General features: G+C 68.8%; 19 protein-coding genes. 10 read left to right on the forward strand and 9 right to left on the reverse strand.

Annotated elements, in window-relative coordinates; translation table 11 throughout:
* Nucleotides 1–84 precede the first annotated feature (84 nt).
* Nucleotides 85–984 carry a hypothetical protein gene (locus SK854_RS22455; protein ID WP_319977049.1) on the forward strand — a complete coding sequence of 300 codons (900 nt, stop codon included), beginning with the start codon at nucleotides 85–87 and terminating at the stop codon, nucleotides 982–984.
* Here SK854_RS22455 and SK854_RS22460 read toward each other — a convergent pair.
* Nucleotides 981–1502, reverse strand: a complete 522-nt coding sequence (locus tag SK854_RS22460; protein ID WP_319977050.1) for an ASCH domain-containing protein — start codon at nucleotides 1500–1502, stop codon at nucleotides 981–983. The two genes, SK854_RS22455 and SK854_RS22460, sit on opposite strands and share 4 nt — an antisense overlap.
* 53 nt (nucleotides 1503–1555) lie before the next feature.
* Between SK854_RS22460 and SK854_RS22465 the strand changes: the two genes are divergently transcribed.
* A complete protein-coding gene (locus SK854_RS22465; protein ID WP_319977051.1) occupies nucleotides 1556–2101 on the forward strand; it encodes an HdeD family acid-resistance protein in 546 nt (181 codons plus the stop codon).
* Here the strand turns inward: SK854_RS22465 and SK854_RS22470 are convergent.
* A complete protein-coding gene (locus tag SK854_RS22470; RefSeq protein WP_319977052.1) occupies nucleotides 2043–3212 on the reverse strand; it encodes a glycosyltransferase 87 family protein in 1170 nt (389 codons plus the stop codon). The genes SK854_RS22465 and SK854_RS22470 overlap by 59 nt on opposite strands.
* Before the next feature lie 156 nt (nucleotides 3213–3368).
* Here SK854_RS22470 and SK854_RS22475 point away from each other — a divergent pair, with 156 nt between their 5' ends.
* Genes SK854_RS22475 through SK854_RS22485 form a run of 3 tightly spaced genes read left to right on the forward strand, consistent with a single transcriptional unit; the run spans nucleotide 3369 to nucleotide 5681 of the window.
* Nucleotides 3369–3953 (forward strand): DNA-binding protein, encoded by a 585-nt coding sequence (locus tag SK854_RS22475; protein WP_319977053.1) that lies wholly within the window; start codon nucleotides 3369–3371, stop codon nucleotides 3951–3953.
* Between the two features lie 28 nt (nucleotides 3954–3981).
* A complete protein-coding gene (locus SK854_RS22480) occupies nucleotides 3982–4638 on the forward strand; it encodes an RES family NAD+ phosphorylase (protein WP_093596775.1) in 657 nt (218 codons plus the stop codon).
* A complete protein-coding gene (locus SK854_RS22485) occupies nucleotides 4635–5681 on the forward strand; it encodes a DUF6236 family protein (protein WP_319977054.1) in 1047 nt (348 codons plus the stop codon). Before SK854_RS22480 ends, SK854_RS22485 begins: the two co-directional genes overlap by 4 nt.
* On the opposite strand, the gene SK854_RS22490 is transcribed toward SK854_RS22485, so the two are convergent.
* A complete protein-coding gene (locus SK854_RS22490; RefSeq protein WP_319977055.1) occupies nucleotides 5666–7525 on the reverse strand; it encodes a S9 family peptidase in 1860 nt (619 codons plus the stop codon). The genes SK854_RS22485 and SK854_RS22490 overlap by 16 nt on opposite strands.
* Nucleotides 7526–7614: 89 nt before the next feature.
* Here SK854_RS22490 and SK854_RS22495 point away from each other — a divergent pair, with 89 nt between their 5' ends.
* A complete protein-coding gene (locus tag SK854_RS22495; RefSeq protein WP_319977056.1) occupies nucleotides 7615–8817 on the forward strand; it encodes a metal-dependent hydrolase family protein in 1203 nt (400 codons plus the stop codon).
* A 76-nt stretch (nucleotides 8818–8893) separates the two neighbouring features.
* Here the strand turns inward: SK854_RS22495 and SK854_RS22500 are convergent, their stop codons facing one another.
* The gene (locus tag SK854_RS22500; RefSeq protein WP_319977057.1) at nucleotides 8894–9898 is read right to left on the reverse strand and encodes a TerC family protein; all 1005 of its coding nucleotides are present in this window, start codon (nucleotides 9896–9898) and stop codon (nucleotides 8894–8896) included.
* 528 nt (nucleotides 9899–10426) lie between these two features.
* Between SK854_RS22500 and SK854_RS22505 the strand changes: the two genes are divergently transcribed.
* Genes SK854_RS22505 through SK854_RS22515 form a run of 3 tightly spaced genes read left to right on the forward strand, consistent with a single transcriptional unit; the run spans nucleotide 10427 to nucleotide 14200 of the window.
* Nucleotides 10427–13096, forward strand: a complete 2670-nt coding sequence (locus tag SK854_RS22505) for an alpha/beta fold hydrolase (RefSeq protein ID WP_406601808.1) — start codon at nucleotides 10427–10429, stop codon at nucleotides 13094–13096.
* A complete protein-coding gene (locus SK854_RS22510) occupies nucleotides 13089–13277 on the forward strand; it encodes a hypothetical protein (protein ID WP_084401629.1) in 189 nt (62 codons plus the stop codon). Before SK854_RS22505 ends, SK854_RS22510 begins: the two co-directional genes overlap by 8 nt.
* Entirely contained in the window at nucleotides 13274–14200 is a 927-nt protein-coding gene (locus SK854_RS22515; RefSeq protein ID WP_319977059.1) for an ABC transporter permease, read from the forward strand. Before SK854_RS22510 ends, SK854_RS22515 begins: the two co-directional genes overlap by 4 nt.
* 3 nt (nucleotides 14201–14203) lie before the next feature.
* Here the strand turns inward: SK854_RS22515 and SK854_RS22520 are convergent, their stop codons facing one another.
* Nucleotides 14204–14596: a VOC family protein gene (locus SK854_RS22520; RefSeq protein ID WP_319977061.1), complete on the reverse strand. Its 393-nt coding sequence runs from the start codon at nucleotides 14594–14596 to the stop codon at nucleotides 14204–14206.
* 56 nt (nucleotides 14597–14652) lie between these two features.
* Between SK854_RS22520 and SK854_RS22525 the strand changes: the two genes are divergently transcribed.
* A complete protein-coding gene (locus tag SK854_RS22525; protein WP_319977062.1) occupies nucleotides 14653–15033 on the forward strand; it encodes a VOC family protein in 381 nt (126 codons plus the stop codon).
* Here the strand turns inward: SK854_RS22525 and SK854_RS22530 are convergent.
* From SK854_RS22530 to uvrB, 4 genes are all read right to left on the reverse strand, one after another.
* Complete coding sequence (locus SK854_RS22530) at nucleotides 15030–15377, reverse strand: MmcQ/YjbR family DNA-binding protein (protein WP_093596799.1); 348 nt, start codon at nucleotides 15375–15377, stop codon at nucleotides 15030–15032. The genes SK854_RS22525 and SK854_RS22530 overlap by 4 nt on opposite strands.
* A gap of 8 nt (nucleotides 15378–15385) precedes the next feature.
* Nucleotides 15386–15817 carry a MarR family winged helix-turn-helix transcriptional regulator gene (locus SK854_RS22535; RefSeq protein ID WP_319977063.1) on the reverse strand — a complete coding sequence of 144 codons (432 nt, stop codon included), beginning with the start codon at nucleotides 15815–15817 and terminating at the stop codon, nucleotides 15386–15388.
* Nucleotides 15818–15973: 156 nt separating this feature from the next.
* Complete coding sequence (locus tag SK854_RS22540) at nucleotides 15974–16669, reverse strand: DUF6193 family natural product biosynthesis protein (RefSeq protein WP_319977064.1); 696 nt, start codon at nucleotides 16667–16669, stop codon at nucleotides 15974–15976.
* Between the two features lie 30 nt (nucleotides 16670–16699).
* Nucleotides 16700–18862 (reverse strand): excinuclease ABC subunit UvrB, encoded by a 2163-nt coding sequence (gene uvrB / locus SK854_RS22545; protein ID WP_319977065.1) that lies wholly within the window; start codon nucleotides 18860–18862, stop codon nucleotides 16700–16702.
* Nucleotides 18863–18901: the final 39 nt, after the last annotated feature.

Genomic DNA, 18901 nt, shown 5'->3' on the forward strand with positions numbered 1-18901 from the left:
GCGTGGGGTGTACGACCGGCCCGCGCGCGTCACGGCAGCCCGATAAGATCAGCGGGCTTTCACGGGGAGAGGGGCGAGGACCACATGAGCCAGCCGGCTACACCGCTGAGCGAGCAGGACCAGCAGCAGCTGGTGCGGCAGATCGGCCGTGCCATGCTGCCTGTCGTACCGCAGGGCTGGCAGCGCATCCGGGCCGAGTACCGGGCGGCAGGCCGGCACATCGAGGTCGACCTGGCGTTCGCGGGGCCCGATGGCCAGCTGCGACCGGTGCGGCCACCGATGGACGTCGTGCAGATGTTCGGGCACCTGCGCGGGGGCATGTACCACCCCGAGCGCGGCACCTGGCTGAGCGCGACGTACGAGATCGAGGCGCCTGCGGCGTTCACGGTGGACTTCAACGCCGAGGACGAGCCGCGCTGGCGGAACGCGCCGCCGCCCATCGGGTTCCGCGACGAGTTGCAGACGTTCCCGCGGCCGGACCGGATGATCCCGGACTGGTGGCGTCAGCGCGTCGGCCTGCCGCCGCTGCCCGCGCCCGAGCCGGAACCCCAGCAGCCGCAACAGGAGTACCAGGTGCCGGCCGCGCAGCCGGAGCAGCCGCAGGCTGGTTCGGACGAGCTGCGCACGGCACGCGTGTACGACGGCAAGAACGACGACGGCCGCATCATCGTGAACCGTCAGCCGGTCGACCCGCAGCTGCTCGACGGGCTGCTCGCCTACCTCGAGTCGGCGCCGGTCGTGCTGGCCGCGCGCAGCTACGACCTCGACGAGTTCTCGCAGAGCGGCGAGCAGGACGTGCCGCTGAACTTCCGCACCGACGGCACCTGGATCTGGGCCGGCGCCGTGCCGCACTACCTGCGCAAGTACGGCCTGCCGCCGGAGCCCGAGCTGGTGGCGCACGCGGCGGCGCGTGGCTTCCAGGTCGCCGAGGTGAACGAGCAGACGCAGGACCGGGCCGTCACGATCATCACGGGCCAGGGTTAGTCGAGGGTTTTCAGGTACGCCTCTCCCCGCGGGGAGAGGCGATACCCCACCCGCAGCGACTCGGTCAGTCCCTTGGCCTTGAGCTTGCGGACGTCCGCCTTGAACGGCAGCTTCTCGCGGCCGAGCGAGGCGGCCAGGTCCGCAGCCCGCACGCCGGGGTTCGCCGCGATCAGCCGCAGCACCGCCAGGGCGTCCTCCTTCAGCTCCACTCCGTCCACATCGGACGACGAACGCAGCTCGATGCGCGGATCGTCGCCCGCGAAACGCAGGCGGATCCGGTAGAGCGAGCCCTCCCGTCCGTCCACAGAGGACTTCAGCGCGGCGACGGAGGGAAATCCGGCCGCCACCGCCTCCGCACGGGTCACCCGCGACACGACCTCGATCTCGTCGATCGAGAGCACGCCCTGCGACGTCCGCAACCTCCCGCCGGCGCGCACGGTCGGCCGTTTCCACCGCCGGAACTGCAACGTGATCTCGCCGGATCGGATGCGCTCCCAGTCAGCCACTCGGATCAGCACCGGACGAGGGTCTCAGGTTGCCGAGCCCAGCAACAGCCGAGACGATCCTGAACATGCAACGGTGGTGGCTTTTCACGGTGCGCGGGGTGTTCGCGGTCCTGTTCGGCCTGGCCGCTCTTCTCTGGCCGGGCCTGACACTGCTGGCGCTGATCATCCTGTGGGGCGCCTACGCGTTCTTCGACGGCGCGATGATGCTGTACCTGACCCTCACCCACAAGGAGTGGCCCGCCCGCTGGGCGCTCGGCCTCATCGGCGTGCTCGGGCTGGTCACGGGCTTGATCGCGTTGTTCTGGCCGGGCATCACGGCGACCGCGCTGCTGCTCCTCATCGCGGCGTGGGCGCTCGTCACGGGTGTGCTGCAGATCGTCGACGCCATCCGCCTGCGCAAGGTGATGACGAACGAGTGGTTCTACGTCGTCACCGGCGCGCTCACGGTGCTGCTCGGCATCATCCTCGTCGTGAACCCGGCCGCGGGCGCGCTGGCGTTCGTGATCACCATCGGCGTCTTCGCGATCCTGTGGGGCGTGGTGCTGGTGCTGTTCAGCCTGCGGTTGAAGCAGCTCGGCGGCGGTCTCGTACGACCCGCACCGCGAGTGTGACCAGCACGGCGACCCCGACGAACACGTAGAGGTTGCCGATCACCTGCTGCCACCACGCCCAGTTCCGCTCGACGTCGTTGTCGCGCGGGAACAGCCAGTGCGGCCCGATCGCGAACACCGCCACGACCGCCCACGACGCCCACTGACGGCGCAACTCGGGCCGTGAGAGCAGCACGAGCGCAGGCGCGATCCACACCCAGTGGTGCCCCCACGACACGGGCGAGATCAGCAGGCCGCCGATCGCCACGACGAAGAACGCCTCGATGTCCCCGAGCTGCGAGGCCAGCCACCACACGGCCGCCACGACGACCAGCGCCAGCACGAGCCACACGCCGACCTGGGCACCGTTCTCCAGGCCGAAGCGGGCGAGCGTGCCGCGGATGGCCTGGTTCGACGCGTAGGTGAGGCGCCCGACGCGGCCCGGATCGAGCAGCGCGTGCGTCCAGTACTCCTTGGCGTCGCCGAACGAGACGAGGAACCCCAGCACCACGAAGAAGAAGAACGAGCCGATGGACACGAACACGGGCTTCCACTGCCGCCGTGCCACGAAGAACAACGCGAAGAACGCCGGCGTCAGCTTGATCGCGGCCGCGAGCCCGATCAGCGCGCCCCGCGGCCACCAGCGGGTGCGTTCCAGCAGGCAGTCGGCCATCACCAGCAGACCCAGCAGCAGGTTGATCTGGCCGAACCACAACGTCTCGCGCAACGGGTCGAAGATCGACGACACCGCCGCCGCGCCCAGTCCCCACTTCACCGCGTCCGGACCCCAGCCGAGCACGCGGCCCGCCGCGATCAGGCACAGCCCCGTGAGCATCGCGAGGTTCGCCGCCGCCACCGCGAAGATCGCGACCCCGAGCGGGACGAGCGCCAGCAGGCTGAACAGCACGGCGGCGATCGGCGGGTAGGTGAAGGGCAGGTCGGGACCACCGAGGGGTTTCGCGAAGCCCTCGACGTAGAGCGGGATGTCCTTGAGGAACGCCGCGCCACCGTTGCGGTAGACGCGCAGATCGAGCGACCACCCCGGTGGGCGGAGCATGACGTAGGTGATCGTGGCGACCATGACGGCGGCCCACGCCACCACGACCCGCTTGGCGGTGCGGTCGAGCTGCATCCGGGAATGGTATCGATGTGCCAGATGAGGCCCACGTCACCGGTCCGGACCGGGAATTCTCACGTAGCGTCGTCGCGTGAGCGCGCAACGTCGATCGTTCCTGCTTAGACCGTTCGTAGGGCGCACAGATGCGCACGCACGGGCTATTCTGTGCGCATGAGTCCTGCCCTGGAGACGGTGCTGGCCAAGGCCGGCCTGCAGGTGAGTCCCGACGAGTTCCTGGCCCTCGTGACCGACGCGGCACGAAGGCTCGCCCCGCCACACCCGGAACCGGCCACGTACTTCACGCCGGACCAGCAGGCGGCGCTGACCGACGTGGGCCTGGACCTCTCGCCGGCGGGCCCGTCCGACGCGAAGCCGCGCACCCGCACGGTCGTGGCCCACGCGGTGCTGCGCGACTCGGCGCTGACGGTGAACGACGCCGCGCGCCAGCTCCAGGTCGACACGAGCCGCATCCGGCACCGCCTGGGCGTCGGCAGGCTCGTGGGCTGGAAGGACAGGGGCAGCTGGCGCCTGCCCGCCTGGCAGTTCGCGGGCACGGGCGTGCTCCCGGGCCTCGAAACCGTGCTGGCGGAGATCCCGTCGGACCAACCGGCGCTCGTCGTCGCCGCGTTCATGACCACCCTCCAGGAGGACCTGCCCGTCGACGGCAAGCCCGCGACCCCGCGCGAATGGCTCCTCGCCGGAGGAGACCCCCGCCGCGTCGCCACCCTGGCCTCCACGCTCGGCACACCTGCCTGAGCGTTCCCGAACACCCGACAGGACCCGAATGTCACGGCTTCCGCAGCCGCCTGCCCCTGCCGTGCTCCAGGCACACCTGCGCCGCACCGAGGACGTGGTGGCGGTGCACCGGGCGACCCGCCTGGTGCGCGTGTTCACGGCGAAGGGCTCCCACCCGCAGCGCTGGAACACGTTCCGCTACACCGGCCCGCTCCCCCACGCCCGCTTCGACGCGCAACAACCGGCCGACGACGGCAGCCCCGTCCAGGACCACGAGAACGGCGTCCTCTACTTCGGCCTGTCCGTGCGCACGTCGATCGCCGAGGTCTTCCAGGCCACGTCGATCGTGGACCGCCGCACCCGCTCGCCGTTCCTGGTGGTGCTCCGGCCTCGCCGTACGTTGAGGCTGCTGGACCTGGGCGGGTTGTGGCCGACGCGCGTCGGGGCCTCGCAGGAGATCTCGACCGGGCCGAAGATCGTGACCCAGGCGTGGTCGCGGGCGATCCGGGCGGCTTATCCGGAGCTGGACGGGCTTTGGTACCGGTCGTCGATGGACTCGGGAGACCCGGCGATCTGCCTGTGGGACCCGCCCGGGGCTTCCGGGCTGCCTGCGGCGCCGGACGTGTTGCTGCCATTGGACCATCCGGGTCTCGATCTCCCGTTGGCGCGCGTGTGCGAGGAACTGAACTACACACTGCTCGGGTGAGCACGCACAACGAGATCAACGGACCCGTGCAAGGCACCGCGGTGCAGGTCGGACATCTGCAGCACGTCACGCACGTGCGGGACCGTGTTTCCGCGATCGCCTTCTACTACCCGTACATCCACATCCGCGACGACACGTGGCTGAAGTACGCGGCGATGTACTGGCCGGTGATCACCCGCCTGGTCCCCCAGAACTACAGGCCGGCCGACTCCCGGGTCTCGACGAGGTTCGCGAACGCCGGAGTGCTCAGCGATCTGTCCGCCGCGAGCACGTCCTTCGCGGACTCCGACGCCTTCCTCCACGTGGCCGTGACCCGCCCGGACGAGCTTCGCACCCGCTTCGGCGTCGAGAAGCGCGCGGAGTGGGACGCTCGCGCCGTCCCGTCATCGGCTGGACCGGCAGCGGACCCGCGACTCACCTACCTGCACCACGACAGGCTCAGCCGCGGGTTCGCCGACGTGCTCGTGGAACACGGCCTCGGTGAAAGGCACAGCGTCGGCGGCGAGAACTGGCTGGGCATGCACCCGGACTTGGCCACCGTCTACATGTGCCTGCTGGCGAACCGGCTGGCGGAACGGGAGTCGCTGCACCCGGTGACCGACCAGGTCCTGCCCCACGACGCGCTCCTGGAGCCGACCGCCGACCGCATCACGGAGGTGCTCTTCGGTCTGCCATCGCGCTCTCCGCGCCTGCAGACGACCCAGAAGTTCATCACCGCCGCGGTGCAGACCGTCATCCCGGAGGGACTCGCCGACGTGCCGGTCGAGAAGATTCTCGAGTTGCGTGAGACGTTCCCCAAGGACTTCCACCAGTTCCGCGCGCACGTCGGCGATCGGTTCGCCGAACTGCGGGCGGACGCGACCACGAGCCTGCACGTCGGGGTCGCCGTGGACGAACTCGTGCGCGCGGAACTCGCCGACCTGGAGGACAAGCTCCGCTCCGTCAAGCTGGTCCCGCGCCGCGTCCGCGTGTGGCTGAAGGCGGACGCGGTGCGGGAATCACCGGTCGGCTGGCTGTTCCGGGCAGGTCAGGCCTTGAGGTAGCGGCCCCACCACTCCAGAACTGCGTCGAAGCGCTGCCTGCGGTGCCGCGGCTGCCCGGTCCGGGTCAGCTCGTGCCCCTCGCCGGGGAAGATCAGCATCTCCGCCTCGACACCACGCCGCTTCAAGGCCACGAACATGCGCTGCGCCTGCTCCAGCGGGCAACGCCAGTCCTGTTCGGAGTGGACGACGGCGAACGGCAGGTTGATCTTCTCGGCGTAGGTCAGCGGCGACATCGCGCGCTGCGCCTCGGGATCGGTGCCGCAGTAGGCGTCGGCGAAGAAGTAGCCGATGTCGGACGAGCCGCCGAAGGAGTCCCACGCGTTCACGGCGCGCTCGGACCAGGCGGCGCGGAAGCGTTCGCCGTGATGCGCGGACAGCCACGACGTCATGAAGCCGCCGTACGAGCCGCCCATCACGCCGACGCGTTCGGAGTCGCAATCAGGACGGGCCAGGGCCACGTCCAAAAGGGAGAGGACGTCGTCCACGTCGACGGAGCCGAACTTGCCGATCACCGCCTGGCCGTGGGCCTGGCCGTAGCCCGCGGAGCCGCGCGGGTTCGGCAGCACGACGGCGTATCCGGCGGTGGCGTAGACCTGGGCCTCGTCGAAGAAACCCCAGCTGTGGTACATGAACGGGCCGCCGTGCACCGCCATGACGACCGGGTGCGGGCCGTCGCCGTCGGGCAGCACGAGCCAGCCGTGCACCGGGTAGCCGTCGGAGGCAGAGCCTTCCAGTTCGACCACACGGCGTGCCTCGACCGACGAGAACGCCGTGCGCACACCGGTTCCGACGAACTCGACCTGGCCCGGGCTGTCCGGAGTGGACACGACGGCGACCACAGTGGACCCGTCCGTCGCGAACGACCGGACGGCAGCCGACGAACCCGTCAGCACCTCGCCGGGTCCGCCGTCGAACGGGATCCGCTGCAGCTCCAACGCGCCGCGGTTGCGCACGACGAGCAGCACACCGGAGGCGTCGGCCACGGGCGGGCCGGAAAGTCGTTCCACGTCAACGGTTTCGACGTCGGTGAGCCGGACGGGCGACGACCCGTCGAGCGACGCCTTCCACAGACCGTGGTTGCGCGCGACGGCGTCGATGCCGGAGAACTCGGTGCCCAGCCAGTAGAGCGAGCCGTTGGCGACGAACGGCATCGAGGCCTCGCCGGCAGCGCGCACCAGCAACGAGGCCGAGCCGCCGTCAGCGGGAACGGTGTACAGGTCGGAGTGCAACGTCTCGGACACGCCGAGGTCGCGCGGCGCCACGAACACCAGCGTCGAGTCGTCGATCCACGCCGGATCGGAGACGTCGAAGGAGCCGTCGGTCGCCTCGGAAACCGTGCCGTCGAGGGAGACCACGTGCAGGCGCGGGCGGCGATCGGCGAGGAAGCCGACGTCGTCCACCCGGTAGTCCAGGCGCGTGATGCGGCGCGGCGCCTCGGCCTCGGGGCCGTCATCGGTCGTGCCGTAACGGCCTTCTTCCGGCACGCGGGCGACGAAGACGAGCCGCGACGAGTCCGGCGACCACACCGGGGCACCGGCGCCCAACGGCAGATCGGTCAGCTTGCGAGGCTCGCCGCCGTCCACCGGAACGACGTAGAGCTGCGGCTTCGACTTTCCGCTGACGCGCAGGAACGCGACCAGCCGGCCGTCGGGAGAAATGCGCTGCGCATTGTCACGATCACCGTGCGTCCACGGTGTTGTCGTGCCATCCGGGAACACCCGGTGCAGACCGCCCCGATAGGTGTTCTTGTCGAGGTCGGGCGTGGTGATGCTGACCAGCACCAGGTCTCCGGACACGGCGACGGTGCCGGGCGTGGTGAGCAGCTGCAGGTCTTCAGGGCGCACGGCCAGGACGTTAACAGAACTTGTTAGCAAGGCTCAGAGTTATTTGTTGACCGATCACAAAAATTGACTCAGCGCATAGATTCCCGCGTATGACGCGCATCGTGTTCTCTGGGGGCAGGGTCTTCACCGGACGGACGACCGAGCCCGGCGACGTGGTCGTCGAGGGCGACCGCATCGTCGACGTGGGCATCGGACTCGACGGTGACACCAAGGTCGACGCGACCGGCCACACGATCCTGCCGGGACTGTTCGACTGCCACGTGCACTTCATGTTCAGCGGCGCCGACCTCGTGCGGTCGCTGAACACGCCGTTCTCGCTGCCGTTCTACGAGGCGATCGGCAACATGAAAGCGACGCTGCAGTGCGGCATCACGACGGTCCGCGACGCGCTCGGCGCCGACCTCGGTGTCGCGGAGGCGGTGCGGCGCGGCCTGATCCAGGGCCCGCGCATGCAGATCGCGGTCAACATGGTCTCGCAGACCGGCGGCCACAACGACGACTGGATGCAGTGCGGCGCGCACATCTCACCGCCGCTGCACCCCGGCCTGCCGGACACCGTCGCCGACGGCCCGGAGGAACTGCGCAAGGTCATCCGCACGCTGGTCCGCCACGGCGCCGACATCATCAAGATCGCCTCCAGCGGCGGCGTGATGTCACCGCGCAGCAATCCCCGCCACGCGCACTTCCGCGACGAGGAGATCGCGATGATCGTGCAGGAGGCCAACGCCGCGGGCATCGCGGTCATGTCGCACGCGATGAGCGGCGACGGCATCCTCACGGCCGTGCGCAACGGCGTGCGGTCAATCGAGCACGGCGTGTTCCTCACCGACGAGGGCGTCGAGGAGATGATCAAAAACGGCACGTGGCTCGTGCCGACGCTGATGGCCCCGCGCATGGTGCTCGACCAGGCCGCGGCCGGCATGGCGATCTCGGACGTCATCCTGGACAAGGCCAATGCCGTTGTCTCGCAGCACTTCCAGGCGTTCCAGAAGGCGCACCAGGCAGGCGTGAAGATCGCGATGGGCACCGACTCCGGCGTCGGCCCCCACGGCGACAACCTCAACGAGCTCACGCTGATGGTCGAGTACGGCATGTCCCCGTCGGAAGCGCTCTACGCGACCACCACGTCCGCCGCCGCGCTGATGCGCCTCGGAAACGAACTCGGCGAGCTCGCCCCTGGCAAGCTCGCCGATCTCGTTCTCGTGGAGGGGGACGCCGAGCAGCACGTGAAGGCCGGAACGCTGAAGCGGGCCGTCCGCGCCGTCTACCAGAACGGCGTCTCCGTCAGCTGAGATCCACGACAGCACGCGAAAACGGAAGCGGCACGCGCCCCAGTGGGCACGTGCCGCTTCCGCACCAGCGCTGAGTTCAGTGACCGGCGTCGGCGCCGACGTGCTTCGCGGCCTCCGGGTCGCGCCGCACCTTGAGGAGGCTGGCGATGGTCGTGATCGCCAGCACGCCGATGATCACCGACAGCGAGACCTCGATGCCGATCGTCGGCACGTGGAACGGCTCGCCGCCGTTGAGGAACGGCAGGGTGTTGGTGTGCAGGGCTTCCAGGATCAGCTTGACGCCGATGAAGCCGAGGATGACCGACAGGCCGATCGACAGGTAGACGAGCTTCGCGAGCAGGCCACCGAGCAGGAAGTACAGCTGGCGCAGGCCCATCAGCGCGAACGCGTTGGCCGTGAACACCAGGAACGGCTCCTTGGTGAGGCCGAAGATCGCGGGGATCGAGTCGAGCGCGAAGAGCAGGTCGGTGGAGCCGATCGCGACCATCACGATGAACATCGGGGTCACGTAGCGCTTGCCGTCGATCTTGATGAACGAGTTCGAGCCGTGGAAGTCGTCGGTCACCGGGAAAACCTTGCGCACCATGCGGAGCATGAGGTTTTCCTTGTACTCCTCTTCCTCGTCGTGGTTCTCCCGCGCCAGCTGCCAGCCGGTGTAGATGAGGAACGCGCCGAAGATGAAGAAGACCCAGCTGAACTGGCTGATGAGCGCCGCGCCGGCCGCGATGAAGATGCCGCGCATGACGAGCGCGAGCAGGATGCCGATCAGCAGCACCTTGTGCTGGTGGATCGCGGGCACCTTGAACGTCGTCATGATGATCAAGAAGATGAAGAGGTTGTCGACGCTCAGCGAGTACTCGGTGATGTACCCGGCGAAGAACTCCGTGGCGTACTGACCACCCGAGAAGTACCAGATCCCGAGGCCGAAGAGCGCGGCCATCGCGACGTAGAAGACCACCCAGCGGGCTGCTTCACCGATCGTCACCTCATGGGGTTTCCGATCGACGATCACCAGGTCCACGGCGAGCAGAACGAGCAGACCACCGATCGTCGCGAGCCACATCCATGCGGGGACGTTCACAACCCAACCTCCGGGATTCTCAGCGCATGCCAGATAAACCCGGAGGTCTCCTCCGCCGCCGAGATGATCTCTCGAACGACCGACGGCACCGGGAGCTTCACGCCAAGCTCCGTATTGACGACACCGCCGCTTAGGGAGTACTCCCCTCCATGCTGCGTCAATATTGTGCTCCACGAAGTGCGGTTAGCGCCACACAGGGTGAGCAGACCCACGTAACCAGGCGCAACGGGAATACGCCGCGTGTCGTTCGGCCCTGAACCGCCGCTACCTGAAGGCCTGCTGAAGATCCACTCATACTGAGACCGCGAGCGGATCCTGACAGGCGGTTCTCAGCAAAACTCGCATATCGTCATCCCCGTGTCCCGCCTATCCCGCCTTCGCGGCAGGTGGACGATCCCCGCATTGATCGTGGTCCTCGCCCTCGTCGCAGGTGGCGTGTACTTCACTCGATCCGGAGACGACCCCGTAGCCGTTTCCTTCAAAGAAGCGAACATCGACGCACCTGAGAGCCCTGACAGCGCTCAGACGGTGACGATCGAGACGCGCCTCTACCTCCCCCAGCAGACGCCCGCGCCCGCGATCATGCTCGCGCACGGTTTCGGCGGCAGTCTGCGCAGCGTGCACACCCAGGCCGAGGAGTTCGCCCGGCGCGGTTTCGTCGTTCTGACGTGGTCCGCGCGCGGTTTCGGCCGCAGCACAGGCCAGATCGCGCTGAACTCGATCGACCGCGAGGTCCGCGACGCTCAGAAGCTCCTCGACTTCCTCGGCACACGTGACGAGGTGGAGAAGGACAGCGGTGGCGACCCCCGCGTGGGCGTGACAGGCGCGTCGTACGGCGGTGCGTTGTCACTGCTGCTCGCGGGCGTCGACAAGCGCGTCGACACCATCGTCCCCGTCATCACCTACAACGACCTCGCTCAGTCGCTGCTGCCGAACTCGGCGCTGGCGACACCGCGGGCGGACGCCACCCCGTCCGCCACCGCGTTCGGCGAGGACGGCGTCTTCAAGCGGTCGTGGGCGGGCATCTTCTTCTCCGCGGGCATGACGTCGATCGACCTCTCGTCCCCCACCGGTGACGCGCCGGAGACGGGCCAGCGGGAGTCGTCGAACCAGCAGGGCACCGCGCCCGCGCCGGGCGGCAACTCGGGTGCGCAGGGCCTCCAGCCGCCCACGCCGTCATTGGGCGCGTGCGGCCGGTTCACGCCCGAGGTCTGCACCGCCTACACCGAGGTCGCCACCACGGGCAGCGCTTCGCAGCAGACGCTCGAACTGCTGCGCAAGTCGTCCCCGGTCGCCGTGACCGACCAGATCAAGCAGCCGACGATGCTGGTGCAGGGCGAGCAGGACACCCTGTTCGGCCTCGACCAGTCCGACGCCACCGCGCGCCAGATCGCGGCGGCCGGCGGCCAGGTCAAGATGGTCTGGTACGCGGGCGGCCACGACGGCGGCAACCCCGGCACCGCGCTGCGCGGCGAGATCGCCGACTGGATGGACTTCCACCTGCGCGGCAAGGGAACCGACCCCGGCACCGGCTTCGAGTACACGGTTCAGGGCGCGTTCCGCTCGTCCGGCCAGCCGTCGCTGCGCACGGTCGTCGCGCCGTCGTACCCCGGTCTCGCCGCGGGTTCCACCACCGAACGCAAGACGCTGAAGCTCAGCGGACGCGAGCAGGTCGTGGTGAACCCGGCGGGCGGCAACCCGGCGTCGATCAGCAACCTGCCGGGCCTGGGTTCGGCGCTGTCACGGTCGTCGGCGATCTCGTCGCGGCTGTCGCTCGACATGCCGGGCCAGGCCGCGGTGTTCACGTCGGACGCGCTGGACTCGCAGGTGCTGCTGACCGGGTCGTCGACGGTGAAGCTGCGCGTCGCGCGCGGTGACCAGACGTCCGGCGAGGCGATCCTGTTCGCGAAGCTCTACGACGTCTCCGCGGACGGCACCCGCACGCTGCCCGGCTCGATCGTCGCCCCGTTCCGCGTGGCGCTGCCGACGGACGGCTCCGCCGCCGAGGTGACGGTGACGCTGCCCGGCACCGTCCGTCCTGTTGAGAGCGAGCACAAGCTGGCTCTCGTGGTGTCCACGACGGACCAGGCGTTCGCGAACGCCGAGCAGCCCGCCGCGTACCGGATCTCGCTGGCCTCCGACGAGATCTCGGTGCCCGTGGTGCCCGGCCGCAACGTCACCGAGGGCTTCCCGACGGAAGCCTTGTGGGGCATCGTGATCGCGCTGCTGGTGCTGATCGGCTCCGGCATCATCGCGATGTTCCGCCGGCGCATGGCGCAGGACTCGGACCCCGACCTCGCCGACGTGCCGCTGGTCATCACCAACCTCACGAAGGCCTACCCCGGCGGCGTGACGGCGGTGAAGGACCTGTCGTTCCGCGTGGAGCACGGCATGGTGCTCGGTCTGCTCGGCCCCAACGGCGCCGGCAAGACCACGACGCTGCGCATGGTGATGGGCCTGATCCACCCGTCCGAGGGCCACATCCGGGTCTTCGGGCACAAGGTCACGCCGGGCGCTCCGGTGCTGTCGCGGATCGGGTCGTTCGTCGAGGGCTCCGGCTTCCTGCCGCACCTGTCCGGCGCAGCGAACCTGCACCTGTACTGGGCGGCGACGGGCCGGCCGGTGGACGAGGCGCACTTCGACGAGGCGCTGGAGATCGCGGGCCTCGGCAAGGCGGTGCACCGCCGCGTGCGCACGTACAGCCAGGGCATGCGTCAGCGGCTGGCGATCGCCCAGGCGATGCTCGGCCTTCCGGACCTGCTGATCCTGGACGAGCCCGCCAACGGGCTCGACCCGCCCCAGATCCACCAGATGCGCGAGGTCCTGCGCCGCTACGCCGCGGCGGGCCGCACGGTCGTCGTGTCGTCGCACCTGCTGGCCGAGGTGGAGCAGACCTGTTCGCACGTGGTCGTGATGCACAAGGGTCAGCTCGTCGCCGCCGGCGAGGTGGCCGACATCGCGGCGGGAGGCGGCGAGGCGACGTTCCGCGTCGACTCCCCCTCGAAGGCAGCCGATGTCCTGCGGAGTCTCGAAGGCGTGCACGACGTGCACGAGGACGAGGATGCCGTGCACGCGTCGATGAACGGCGTCCCGCGTTCCGTCGCACTGACCGCTCTCGTGGCGGCCGGTGTGGCAGTGGACCAGGCGGGCCCGCGACGCAGGCTGGAAGACGCGTTCTTGGAGCTGGTCGGTGAATGACTTCCTGATGGCAGCGGCGTCCGCCACGGCGGACGCCCCGAACCCCGCCGCCGTCGAGGTGCTGGCCGAGGCCGGCCTCGACGTGGCGGACGAGATCGCGGCGACGCCCGCGTTCGCACCCGTGCGGACCGCCAACCCGAACCGCACGAAGGCACCAATCCCGCAGGAGGTGGACCGGTGAACGAGAACAGCGTCCACACCGACCCCGGCGCGCTCAAAGACCTCACCGACGCGGCCGCCCTGCAGCACACCAAGGTGGCGCCGGACGGCTCGTCGGTCGGGTACAAGGCGCGCCGCACGCTCCGCATCCACGTGGAGTTGCAACGGCAGATCCGCCGCCGCAGGACCCAGCTCGTGCTGGGATTCCTGGTGTTGCTGCCGTTCATCCTCGCGGCGAGCTTCGAGATCGGTCAGTCCGACCCGAACCGCCGCTCCGGCGGCTTCGTGGACCTCGCGACCGCCAGCGGCATCAACTTCGTGGTGCTCACGCTGTTCGTGAGCAGCAGCTTCCTGCTGCCGATGATCGTGGCGCTGTTCTTCGGCGACACGATCGCGTCCGAAGCGTCGTGGTCGAGCCTCAAGTACCTGCTCGCCGCACCGATCCCGAGGCACCGCCTGCTGCGGCAGAAAGCCGTCAGCAGCGGCATCCTCAGCGTCTTCGCCCTCGCCCTGCTTCCCGCGGTGGCCCTGGGCGTCGGCGTGGCCTGGTACGGCGCCGGTGAGGTGGTGAGCCCGACCGGCGAGGCCGCCCCGTTCGGCGACGGCGTGCTCGGAATGGCGCTCGCGGTCGTCTACATCGCGATCAACCTGTTCTGGGTAGCGGGCCTCGCGATGTTCCTGTCCGTGTCCACCGACGCACCTCTCGGTGCGGTCGGCGGCACGGTGCTCGTCTCGATCCTGTCGCAGATCCTCGACCAGATCGAGCCGCTCGGGGACCTGCGCAACTACCTGCCGACGCACTACGCGATGGCGTGGGCCGACCTGCTCTCGACCGACATCGACTGGTCGGAGATGACCCGCGGGGCGTTCTCCGCGCTCGTCTACGGCGGCATCTTCACGCTGCTCGCGGCACGTCAGTTCAAGACGAAGGACATCACCAGCTAGCGATCACTGCACGCAGAACTCGTTGCCCTCGGGGTCGAGCATCACGACCCAGTGGCCCTTGTTGTCGTTGAACTCGCGAACCCGCGTGGCACCAAGGGAAACGAGCCGATCAACCGCCTCCAGCCCGGCGTTCACGTCGAGGTGGAGGCGGTTTTTCGCGGTCTTGCCCTCCGGCACGCGCTGGAAGAAGAACCGCGGGCCCTTGCCCTCGGGGTCGATGATCGCCGAGTAGTCGTTGACCGACTCGAACGGGATGCCGTTCTTGACCGCGAAGTCCTCCCAGGACTCGAAGCCTGGAGGTGGCGGCTGCAGCACGTAACCGAGTGCCTCCGCCCAGAAAGCGGCCAGCTTTCCCGGGTCCGCCGCGTCCATCGTGACCTGGATTCCGATTGCCATGACGCCACCGTAGAAGCCAATGCGGACAACCACTGTCCGGAGTAGCGTGCCGTCTCATGTCGCGTCCTGTGCACTTCGAGATCCACGCCGCAGATCCCGAGCGAGCGCGGAACTTCTACACCTCCGTCTTCGGCTGGAAGATCGAACAGTGGGGCGACATCCCCTACTGGGTCATCACCACCGGCGACGACGACCAGCCCGGCGTGAACGGCGGCCTGCTCCCCCGCCGGGGCCCCGACCCCGACCCGGACGCGCCGATCCACGGGTACGTCATGACGATCAGCGTGATCGACATCGACGTCGCCATCGCCGCCATCGAGGTCAACGGCGGCACGGTCGCGCTGCCCAAGGACAAGATGCCCGGCGTCGGCCTGCTCGCGTACTACAAGGACACCGAGAACAACATCTTCGGCATCCTCCAGCCGGAAGAGCGCTAGGCAGGCCGCTTCCGCTTGGGCAACCGCGCGACGACGGCCTCGTAGGAGCCGTCGACCAGCTCCAGCAGGTCGTCGTCGGGCACGGACCCCTTGAGCGCGATGGTGTTCCAGCCGTACCGGCCGACGTACCCGCTCACCGTGACGTCACCGGGAAAGCGCTCTCGCCACACCGCGGCGGCCTCGGCGTCGGCACCGCACTTGAGCCCGACCGTGTGCACGTCAAGCCCGATGAAGGCGAACGCCTTCCCACCGACCTTGCACACCAACTCGGCCTCGCCCCACGGATACGTCTCTTCCGCGCCAGGCTTCCCCGCGCAGTAAACGATCAACTCATCCAGTGTCACAACAGGAATTATCGCGCGCCGAACACCGCGACGAAACGAGTGAGCAGCCGGGCGAACTCCGCCCGCTCCTCCTCGCTCCAGTCCGTCATGGCGGCGGCACAAGCACTTTGCCGGGCCCGGTGCAGCTCAGCGGACGTGGCCCGCCCCCGCGGCGTGCGCACGAGCAACACCCGCCGACCGTCCGCCTTGTCCGCGATCCTCGACACCAGCCCGGCATCGACCGCACTGGTGACGAGCTTGCTGGCCCGGGGTTGATCGACGTGCAAAGCCAAGGCAACACTGGAAACCGTGGCCTGAGCCCCGGTCCGTTCCGCCGTTTCCACGACATCGAGCACGTCAAAGGCCGGAACAGCCAACTCGGCCAGCGCCCGACGTGACTGACTGCGCCGCACAGCGATCAGCGCCTGCTCCACCGCGGCGAGGTGGGAGTCCACATCCACCCCGAGATCATGGCCGTCCCGCGCCCTGACGAAAGCTGTCAGCGAACATCTCACCCCAGAGGGCGATTTACGCGCGACGCGCGAATCGTTATACGCGAGCAGGATTACCCGCCGCAGTCGCCGATCTAACCGTGAGCGACGTCCATAATGGACGAACTAGCACTCGGCTCCGCGTGAACGAAGCTCCTCAGGCGACGGCACGCCGAGCCGCGTCATCTCGGCCAGGCACATCCGGACCGCCTCGGCGGCGTCGTACGTGATCTCGGGTTCCACCTGCCGGTTCTCGGCGACCGTGAACCGCCCGCCGGCGACCGAACGCACCCACGGGCCGGGAACCCAGTACTCGTCCGCCGTCGGCCGGAACGACATCCACCACATCGACTTGAACGGGTACATCCGTCGCAGCCGCGGTTCCCGCATCGCCGCCTCGACGAACTCGCCCAGGCCGTCCGTCCTGTTCGCGCGGTACTGCTGCCAGCTGAGTTCGGTCCGGTCGCCGCTCTCGTACGCGTCGGCGACGTCGACGAAATCGGCGAACGGCCAGGCGGCGGCCAGCTCCCGCGCGGTGGCGCCGCCGAGCCAGGCCGCGGTGGATCCGATGACCTCGGCCAGTTCGGTCGTGGCCACCCGGCTCAGGTGCATCTCCCGCACCTTGTGCCGCAGGTCGAACAGACGCTCGCCGGCGACCGGTGTGACGCGCACGGCCCGATCGCCTTTGCTCGCCGTGACCACGAAGCCCCCGAAGGCACCCCGGGAGTCACGAAGGTCGATGTCACAGCCGGGACAGGCAGCCTGAAGCACGGCCGTGAGTCCGCCCGCGTCGACCACGTCCTGGTACAGCGATTCCCCCATGCCTTCCCGAGGTACCCGCGGAACCAGGGGTCACTTGACCCCGGCGGCGTCCATCCCTCGCAACTCCTTCTTCAGGTCCTGGATCTCGTCCCGCAGCCGGCCCGCCAGCTCGAACTGCAGATCCCGGGCCGCGTTCATCATCTGATCGGTCAGCGACTGCACCAGATCAGCCAGCTCGGACCGGGCCATCCCAGCCCGCTCGTGCGACGCGACGACGCCGGAGGAACGACCGCCCTCGCCGGTGGCCCGCTTGCCGCGGGACTGGTTCCGGCCAGATCCGCCGACCGGGACCTCGTCCTCCACCTCGGAGTACACGGCCTCCAGGATGTCGGTGATCTTCTTCCGCAACGGCTGCGGGTCGAGGCCGCGCTCGAGGTTGTAGGCGACCTGCTTCTCGCGCCGGCGGTTGGTCTCGTCGATCGCGTGCCGCATCGAGTCGGTGATGCGGTCCGCGTACATGTGGACCTCACCGGACACGTTTCGCGCGGCACGGCCGATCGTCTGCACCAGCGACGTGCCCGACCGCAGGAAGCCTTCCTTGTCCGCGTCGAGGATCGCCACCAGCGACACCTCGGGCAGGTCGAGGCCCTCCCGGAGCAGGTTGATGCCGATCAGCACGTCGAAGTCGCCGAGCCGCAACTGCCGCAGCAGCTCGACGCGGCGCAACGTGTCGACCTCGGAGTGCAGGTAGCGGACCCTGATTCCCAGCTCCAGCAGGTAGTCCGTCAGGTCCTCGGCCATCTTCTTGGTCAGCGTCGTGACCAGCACCCGCTCGTCGCGCTCCGCCCGTTCGCGGATCGAGTGCACCAGGTCGTCGATCTGGCCCTCGGTCGGCTTCACGACGACCTCGGGGTCGATGAGGCCGGTGGGGCGGATGACCTGCTCGACGAACTCGCCGCCGGCCTGGCCCATCTCGTACGGGCCCGGCGTGGCCGACAGGTACACGACCTGCCCGATCCGGTCGGCGAACTCCTCCCAGGTGAGCGGGCGGTTGTCCAACGCGGACGGCAGCCGGAACCCGTGCTCGACCAGGTTGCGCTTGCGGGACGCGTCGCCCTCGTACATGCCACCGATCTGCGGCACCGTCACGTGCGACTCGTCGATGACCATCAGGAAGTCGTCCGGGAAGTAGTCGATCAGCGTCGCCGGCGCGGTGCCGGCACCGCGGCCGTCGATGTGGCGCGAGTAGTTCTCGATGCCGTTGCAGAAGCCGACCTGCTTCATCATCTCCAGGTCGTACTGGGTGCGCATGCGCAGGCGCTGGGCCTCCAGCAGCTTGCCCTGGCGCTCCATCTGCGCGAGCGTCGTCTCCAGCTCCGCCTCGATGTCGCGGATCGCGCGCTCCATGCGCTCCGGGCCCGCCACGTAGTGCGTCGCGGGGAAGATCCGGAGGTCGGAGACCTCCTTCACCACGTCGCCGGTGAGCGGGTGGAGGTAGAAGAGCTTGTCGATCTCGTCGCCGAAGAACTCGACGCGGATCGCGAGCTCCTCGTAGGACGGGATGATCTCGACCGTGTCGCCGCGCACGCGGAACGAGCCGCGGGTGAACGACATGTCGTTGCGGGTGTACTGGACGTCGACCAGCAGGCGCAGGAACGCGTCGCGGTCGACCTCCACGCCGGTCTCCAGCGGGATCGAGCGGTCGAGGTACGACTGGGGCGTGCCCAGGCCGTAGATGCACGACACCGACGCGACCACGATGACGTCCCGCCGGGTCAGCAGCGACATCGTGGCCGAGTGGCGCAGGCGCTCGACGTCGTCGTTGATCGAGGAGTCCTTCTCGATGTACGTGTCCGTCTGCGGGATGTACGCCTCAGGCTGGTAGTAGTCGTAGTAGCTGACGAAGTACTCCACCGCGTTGTGCGGGAAGAGCTCCTTCAGCTCGTTCGCCAGCTGGGCGGCCAGGGTCTTGTTCGGCGCCATCACCAGCGTCGGGCGCTGCAGCTTCTCGACCAGCCACGCCGTGGTCGCCGACTTGCCGGTACCCGTGGCACCGAGCAGCACCACGTCGCGCTCGCCGGCGCGGACGCGGCGTTCCAGGTCGGCGATGGCCGCCGGCTGGTCGCCGGCGGGCTGGTACTCGCTGACCACGCGGAACTGACCGTCGGTGCGCTCGATGTCGCCGACGGGACGGTGCTCGGAGTGCGCCTTGACGGTGCTTTCCTCTGGCGGGAGCTCGGTTGCGAAAGCCACGGGAAGCACGTTACGCCGGAGGTCTGACAATTTCCGATT

Origin of the sequence: Lentzea sokolovensis (genome assembly GCF_033949975.1) — a bacterium.
GTDB classification, from domain to species: domain Bacteria; phylum Actinomycetota; class Actinomycetes; order Mycobacteriales; family Pseudonocardiaceae; genus Lentzea; species Lentzea sokolovensis.